A 7219-nucleotide genomic window follows, 5' to 3' on the forward strand; every position below is an offset into this window, starting at 1 on the left:
TAATTTCATTTAAATTTGCAGAAGTTATTTTTAATGTAACCTGCGCTACATCATTCTCTATTTCTGTAATAAAAGCCCCGTATAACTTAGCATTATTACTTTCTACAATTTGTGCTATTTCACTAAAAGAATAATCAGATATTCCTTTTGCAACAACTAAAATACCTCCTGGCTCTGTAAAAAACGGTGTACCTATAAATAAAGCCACAATATCTGTTAAGTCATAATAACCAACAAAAGCTTCATCTTTATCTAACACAGGTAAAATATTAGCGTCATTTTTAGAAAAGACCTCCAATACATCCAACCATGAGGTATCAGAGTCAACACAAAAAGTTTCTAGATTGTATTTATAATCTTCAATTTTTTTCCCTTTTTCAAAAGTTTTAAAATCGTTTTCAGCAATCATCCCTACTAACTTGCTTTTATCTACAACAGCAACATGTGAAAAAGTAGTTGTTTTAAAAAAACGAATTACCTCTTCCATACTGTCGTTTATAGAAAACGTAGGAATTGTTGATAATATATTAGACTGTATCTGCATAGCTTAAATATTACTGCAAATTAATAATAATTTTTTCGACCAAGGTCATAAACACCAAGGCTTTTAATAAAAATAAAAAACCTTTACTAACTAACAACAAAAGCTATGCCTTATTTGTATTTTTGCAATAGCAAAAGAAAATTAAAATGACAAAATTAAGTGTTAACGTTAATAAAATTGCCACACTAAGAAACTCTAGAGGCGGCGATGTACCTAATTTATGTAAAGTTGCAACAGATATAGAGTCTTTTGGCGCAGAAGGTATAACTATTCACCCAAGGCCAGATGAACGACATATTAGATACCAAGATGCGCGAGATTTAAAAAAAATTGTAACTACAGAATACAATATAGAAGGTAACCCTATTAAAAAATTTATAGACTTAGTTTTAGAAACACAACCTACACAGGTTACCTTAGTACCAGATGCTATAGATGCCATTACATCTAATGCTGGCTGGGACACCATAAAAAACAAAGATTTTTTAAAAGAGGTTATTACCACATTTAAAGCTAACAGCATTAGAACTTCTATTTTTGTTAATGCCGATTTAAAAATGATTGAAGGAGCTGCAGAAACAGGAACAGACCGTATAGAGTTATACACAGAAAGTTTTGCTGATGCATACGCAAAAGGAGACAAAAATGGCGTACAGCCTTTTACTGATGCTGCAATTTTGGCACACAAATTAGACTTAGGCATAAATGCAGGCCACGACCTTAGCTTAGATAACGTTGCTTATTTTAAAGAGAAAGTTCCTAACCTATTAGAAGTATCTATTGGACATGCTTTAATTAGTGAATCTCTTTATTTAGGATTAGAAAATGTTGTAAATATGTACTTAAACAAATTAAAATAATGCCACAGTTACATTCTAAAATACTTGGAGAAGGACAACCTTTGTTAATCTTACACGGATTTTTAGGAATGTCTGACAATTGGAAAACCCTAGGCAATAAATACGCAGAAGAAGGCCTACAAGTACACTTAATAGATCAGCGCAATCACGGCAAAAGTTTTCATTCTACCGAGTTTAATTATGACATTCTTGCCAATGACATTAAAGAATATATTAATGAGCACAATTTAAAAGACTGTATAGTTTTAGGACACTCTATGGGGGGTAAAACCGCAATGCAATTAGCTTGCAGTTACCCAGACTTGGTTAGTAAACTATTAATTGCAGACATTGCTCCTAAATTTTACCCACCACACCACCATGAAATAATTAATGGTTTAAAAGCATTAGACCTTAACATAATTAACTCCAGAACACAAGCTAGCGAAGAGTTAGCCAAACACATTTCTAACGCAGGTGTGCGTCAGTTTTTACTAAAAAACCTGTACTGGGTAGAAAAAGGGAAACTTGGATTTAGATTTAATTTAGACGTTTTAGCAGAACGTATGGAGCAAATTGGAGAAAACATAGATGCATCTGCTACATATAACAGACCAACCTTATTTTTAAGAGGAGACAAGTCTGAATATATTTCACCTATGGATACAGATATTATAAAAACTCATTTTCCTAACGCTGACATACAAACCATAACAAACGCAGGTCACTGGTTACACGCAGAAAACCCTAAGGAATTCTTAGAAAAATCGCTTATCTTTATAAAAAGTTAACCCATTAAATACACAAGCTATGAAAACCATTCTACGTATATTATTAAGTGCCATTGCCGTTGTTGTATTATCTAAAGTTTTGCCAGGTATTGGCGTAGACAGCTATACTACCGCAATTATTGTTGCAGTTGTATTAAGTTTATTAAACTTTTTTATTAAGCCATTACTTGTGATACTTACATTACCAGTAACCATTGTAACTCTAGGGCTATTTTTACTTGTAATAAACGCATGCATTATAAAATTAGCAGGCTATTTTGTTTCAGGATTTACTGTAGATAGTTGGCTGTGGGCCATAGTATTTAGCTTATTATTATCGCTATTACAATCTATATTATTTTCTATCTTAAAAACCGATAAGGAAAAATAACATACCCTTTTGTATTACAACAATTTAAAAACTTGTAGACCTAATTAAAATGTACTATTTTTGCAGCCCATTTTATTTAAGTAAAATCAGATTCAAAAATGAATATTACAAAAGAGCAGATTGATGCATTGAATGCAGTTGTAAAAGTTGCTATCACTAAAGAGGATTACCAAGATAAGGTAAAAGCAATTCTTGATGATTATAGAAAGCAAGCAAACATACCAGGTTTTAGAAAAGGACATGTGCCAATGGGCCTTATTAAAAAACAATATGGTAAGGCTGTTTTAGTAGACGAAGTAAATAAACTTATACAAGACAACCTAAATAAATACTTAACTGAAGAAAAGTTAGATGTTCTTGGTAACCCTTTACCAAAACAACAAGACGACTTTAACTGGGATGCAGAAAATCTAGATTTTGAATTTGAATTAGGTTTAGCTCCAGAATTTGAAGCTCCAATTAAGACTAAAAAAGCAATTACACAGTACAAAATAGTTGCAGATAAAAAAATGATAGATGAGCAAGTAGAGCGTATTGGCAAACAATACGGTAAACTTATCTCTAAAACTGAAGTATCTAAAAAAGACGAGGTAACTGGTACTTTTACTAACGAAGAAGAAGAAATAAGCAACAAAACTACTATAGAACTAAGCACTATAAAAGCTAAAAAAGCTACTGATGCTTTAGTTGGAAAAAAAGTTGGTGATGTTGTTACGTTAAAAACAAAAGGTCTTTTTAAAGAAGATTACCAATTATCTAGCGCATTAGGTTTAGCAGCAGACAAATCTGCAGATTTAAACACAGAAGTTACTTTTACTATTGAAGAAATTAACGAGCGTGAGCCTGCTGAAATGAACCAAGAGTTGTTTGACAAGTTATTTGGCGAAGAAAAAATTTCTTCTGAAAAAGAACTTAGAGACAAAATTAAAGAAGATACAGAAAAGCAATTTGAGCAGCAAGCTGATCAAAAATTGTTAAATGACATTACTGAGAACTTTATTGAAAATGTAAAGTTTGATTTACCTACTGAATTCTTAAAAAAATGGATTCAAATGACAGGTGAAAAGCCATTAACAGAAGAAGAGGCAGCAGCTGAATTTGAAAAATCTGAAAAAGGTTTACGTTACCAGTTAATTGAAGGTAAAATTATTCAAGAAAACAAGCTACAAGTAGAGTTTGACGAATTAAAGGAATTTGCCAAAGGTTTCATTAAATCTCAAATGGCACAGTACGGACAATTAAATCCTGCTGAAGAGGAATTAGACAATATCGCTGGTAGAATTATGTCTAACCAAGATGAAGTAAAAAGATTGTCTGAGCAGTTAATGAGTCAAAAACTATTAACACTTTACAAAGAAAAAGCTAACCTTAAAACTAAGGAGCTTTCTTATGATGATTTTATTAAAGAAGTTTACGGAAAAGAGTAAATTTTATCATATGCACTGTTAAAAAAAAGCTAGTGCATATATGTTAAAACAAAAAATTCCGTTAAATTTAGTATCAAACTATAGTGCAAAGCTTCAAAAGCAAATTAGACTATAGGTCGTCACTAAAAAAAATAAGTATATTTACGGTGCCGAAAGTATAAATTTTCGGCACCTTTTTTTATTTAAAATACCAAATACTACATATGGACTACGGAAAAGAATTTAAGAACTACGCCATAAAGGACCAAGGGATAAACAGCATGTACTATGATAAAATCTTAAGTACAATGTACCCAAGCAATATGACGCCTAACATTATTGAAGAAAGACAACTAAATGCTATTGCAATGGATGTTTTCTCTAGATTAATGATGGACAGAATTATATTTTTAGGAACAGGTATTAATGACCAAGTTGCTAATATAGTACAAGCACAATTATTGTTTTTAGAAAGTGCAGATGCATCTAAAGACATTCAAATATATATTAACTCTCCAGGAGGTAGTGTTTATGCTGGTTTAGGCATCTATGACACTATGCAGTTTATTAAACCAGACGTTGCTACAATATGTACTGGTATGGCAGCATCTATGGGTGCAGTTTTACTTTGCGCAGGTGAAAAAGGAAAACGTAGTGGTTTAACACACTCTCGTGTTATGATTCACCAACCATTAGGTGGCGCACAAGGGCAAGCTAGTGACATAGAAATTACAGCAAGAGAGATATTAAAACTTAAAGATGAGTTGTATAACATTATTGCAACACACTCTGGCCAACCTTTTGACAAAGTTAGCGATGACAGTGACAGAGATTACTGGATGAAAGCTGCCGAAGCAAAAGCCTATGGTATGATAGACGAAATATTAGTAAGGGACAAGAAATAAAACCGACTAATAAATACCTTACTCCCAAAGAGAAGAAGTAGACTTATGGCAAAGGAAAATTTAGAATGTTCTTTTTGTAAAAGAACCAAAGCAGAAACCAATATATTAATTGCCGGCGAAGGCGCACATATTTGTGACCGTTGTATAGAGCAAGCATATGGTATTGTTATAGAAGACACTAAACAGTCTAAAACAGACAGTTTATCTGCAGAACTGGTTCTAAAAAAACCTATGGATATAAAAGAGTTTTTAGACACTTTTATTATAGGACAAGAACGCACCAAAAAAGTAATGTCTGTTGCAGTATACAACCACTACAAAAGACTATTACAGCCCTCTAGTGCAGATGACGATGTAGAAATACAAAAAAGTAACATTGTAATGGCTGGGCAAACTGGTACCGGAAAAACATTAATGGCTAAAACAATTGCCAAAATGTTAAACGTACCTTTAGCAATTGTAGACGCTACTGTATTAACAGAAGCAGGCTATGTTGGTGAAGATGTAGAGAGTTTACTAACACGTCTTTTACAAGCTGCTGACTATAATTTAGAAAAGGCAGAACGCGGTATTGTTTTTATAGATGAGATTGATAAAATTGCTCGCAAGAGTGATAACCCTTCTATTACAAGAGACGTTTCTGGAGAAGGTGTACAACAAGGTCTATTAAAACTATTAGAAGGTACGGTTGTTAACGTTCCGCCAAAAGGAGGACGTAAGCACCCAGATCAGAAATTTATTGAAGTAAACACAGAGAATATCTTATTTATTGCTGGTGGTGCTTTTGATGGTATTGAGCGTATTATAACTAAGCGTTTAAATATGCAAGCAGTTGGTTACAGTGCATCTAAACTAGATGAAAACGTAGACAACTCTAACATACTACAATACATTATTCCAAAAGATTTAAAAGAGTTTGGTTTAATACCAGAAATTATTGGTCGTTTACCCGTACTAACACATATGAATCCGTTAGACAAGAAAACACTACGAGCAATACTTACTGAACCTAAAAATGCTATCATAAAGCAATATGAGAAGCTTTTTGCTATGGATAACATTAAGTTTTCTATAACAGATGAAGCTTTAGATTATATTGTATCTAAAGCAATAGAGTACAAATTAGGAGCAAGAGGTTTACGTTCTTTATGTGAAGCTATTTTTACAGATGCTATGTTTGAGTTACCTAGTAGCGAAGACAAAGAATTTAAAGTAACACAAGAGTATGCAGAGAACAAACTATCTTACGAGACAGTTAAAAAATTAAAAGCCGTTTCATAACAAAACGGCTTTTACAATCTATATTAAAAATATCCTAAAGTTTTCTTTAGGATATTTTTTTTGCTAAAACTTTAATTTTAGCTGTTTTCTTTTCTTGTTCTGGCTTAACCATTACTTTTTTTAAAAGGTCTAGACAAACTTTTTGTATCACCTGAGAGTCAGAATACATTTCATGACCAAAGTTTTCTACAACCTCTAATTCCACACCAATAGTCTCAGACCATTTTGTAGAAGGTCTATACAAGTCTTTACTACCAAAAAGCATCTTTACATCTCCATCTACACGCTCTACCTCTTTACGCACTCTAGTTGCAGACACCGCATATAAAGATTTCATAGGCAAACCTTTTAAGTTTGCTTTCCAAGCAATAGACCCACCCATACTAAAAGCTAAGTAATGAGCTGGTTTTGTTTCTTTTTTTAATAAATGAGATACCGCTGTATCTACACCACCTTCTACAAAGGCAGTATGAATATTTTTTTCGGTTTGCTTTAGCAAATCTACATTTGCCAATTGCTGAATATCATAATACTCAATCTCATAATACTGCTGTAGGTATGCCAAGTATGAGGTAATCCACATTCCCTTTTTAGGACCCCACATATCTGACAAAACAACTAGTCTTTCTGAATTCATATTTTATAGTTTTATATACTGGTTAGGTTTATATATGCAATATGAAGCATAACTAGTAAATAAACCAATTTATTTGTTCATTAGAAGCAATTCATCGATATAGTCCCTTTTATTAGACAATCTTGGTATCTTATGTTGCCCTCCCAATTTACTTCTATCTTTTAACCAATCATAAAAAAGATTCTCCCTGGAAATGTGCACTTTAGGCATATTTAAGGTTATATTATTATAACGTTTAGCTTCATAATCTGAGTTTAAAGATTTTAAAGCATTATCTAACAACTCCGTAAAATGATTAATATCCGCAGGTTCTTTTCTAAACTCTATAATCCACTCGTGTGCTCCTTTTTCCCTACCTACCATAAAAACAGGTGCAACAGTATAATCTTTTATTTGTGCAGCAGTTTTTTTGCATACTTTTTTTAATGCCTCTTCTGCATTTTCAA

Annotated in this window: 9 protein-coding genes; 6 read left to right on the forward strand and 3 right to left on the reverse strand. The window is 32.5% G+C overall.

Features of this window, described 5'->3' with window-relative positions; all coding sequences use genetic code 11:
- The coding region (locus ABJD66_RS06515) for a CBS domain-containing protein (protein ID WP_348129556.1) at window positions 1-544 on the reverse strand (544 nt) is incomplete at its 3' end.
- A 146-nt stretch (window positions 545-690) separates the two neighbouring features.
- Between ABJD66_RS06515 and ABJD66_RS06520 the strand changes: the two genes are divergently transcribed.
- The 6 genes from ABJD66_RS06520 to clpX all read left to right on the forward strand — a co-directional run bounded on the left by ABJD66_RS06520 (window position 691) and on the right by clpX (window position 6136).
- A complete protein-coding gene (locus ABJD66_RS06520; RefSeq protein ID WP_348129559.1) occupies window positions 691-1404 on the forward strand; it encodes a pyridoxine 5'-phosphate synthase in 714 nt (237 codons plus the stop codon).
- Window positions 1404-2174, forward strand: coding sequence for an alpha/beta fold hydrolase (locus tag ABJD66_RS06525; protein WP_348129562.1), 771 nt, complete (start codon window positions 1404-1406; stop codon window positions 2172-2174). Before ABJD66_RS06520 ends, ABJD66_RS06525 begins: the two co-directional genes overlap by 1 nt.
- Window positions 2175-2193: 19 nt before the next feature.
- Window positions 2194-2544, forward strand: a complete 351-nt coding sequence (locus ABJD66_RS06530; protein WP_013621506.1) for a phage holin family protein — start codon at window positions 2194-2196, stop codon at window positions 2542-2544.
- Between the two features lie 98 nt (window positions 2545-2642).
- Window positions 2643-3971, forward strand: coding sequence for a trigger factor (gene tig, locus ABJD66_RS06535; protein ID WP_303540698.1), 1329 nt, complete (start codon window positions 2643-2645; stop codon window positions 3969-3971).
- Between the two features lie 203 nt (window positions 3972-4174).
- A complete protein-coding gene (clpP, locus tag ABJD66_RS06540; RefSeq protein WP_348129567.1) occupies window positions 4175-4855 on the forward strand; it encodes an ATP-dependent Clp endopeptidase proteolytic subunit ClpP in 681 nt (226 codons plus the stop codon).
- Window positions 4856-4900: 45 nt separating this feature from the next.
- Window positions 4901-6136: an ATP-dependent Clp protease ATP-binding subunit ClpX gene (gene clpX, locus ABJD66_RS06545; protein WP_100893826.1), complete on the forward strand. Its 1236-nt coding sequence runs from the start codon at window positions 4901-4903 to the stop codon at window positions 6134-6136.
- Window positions 6137-6182: 46 nt separating this feature from the next.
- Here the strand turns inward: clpX and ABJD66_RS06550 are convergent, their stop codons facing one another.
- Window positions 6183-6773 (reverse strand): hypothetical protein, encoded by a 591-nt coding sequence (locus ABJD66_RS06550; protein WP_100893827.1) that lies wholly within the window; start codon window positions 6771-6773, stop codon window positions 6183-6185.
- Window positions 6774-6842: 69 nt separating this feature from the next.
- The coding region (locus ABJD66_RS06555) for a GH3 auxin-responsive promoter family protein (RefSeq protein WP_348129572.1) at window positions 6843-7219 on the reverse strand (377 nt) is incomplete at its 5' end.

Source organism: Cellulophaga sp. (assembly GCF_039943695.1).
Lineage (GTDB): Bacteria > Bacteroidota > Bacteroidia > Flavobacteriales > Flavobacteriaceae > Cellulophaga.

Bases quoted from the DNA above. Each gene is read 5' to 3' on its own strand.
- ABJD66_RS06520 (WP_348129559.1), top strand. From the start codon at position 691: ATGACAAAATTAAGTGTTAACGTTAATAAAATTGCCACACTAAGAAAC.
- ABJD66_RS06525 (WP_348129562.1), top strand. From the start codon at position 1,404: ATGCCACAGTTACATTCTAAAATACTTGGAGAAGGACAACCTTTGTTA.
- ABJD66_RS06530 (WP_013621506.1), top strand. From the start codon at position 2,194: ATGAAAACCATTCTACGTATATTATTAAGTGCCATTGCCGTTGTTGTA.
- tig (WP_303540698.1), top strand. From the start codon at position 2,643: ATGAATATTACAAAAGAGCAGATTGATGCATTGAATGCAGTTGTAAAA.
- clpP (WP_348129567.1), top strand. From the start codon at position 4,175: ATGGACTACGGAAAAGAATTTAAGAACTACGCCATAAAGGACCAAGGG.
- clpX (WP_100893826.1), top strand. From the start codon at position 4,901: ATGGCAAAGGAAAATTTAGAATGTTCTTTTTGTAAAAGAACCAAAGCA.
- ABJD66_RS06550 (WP_100893827.1), bottom strand. From the start codon at position 6,773: ATGAATTCAGAAAGACTAGTTGTTTTGTCAGATATGTGGGGTCCTAAA.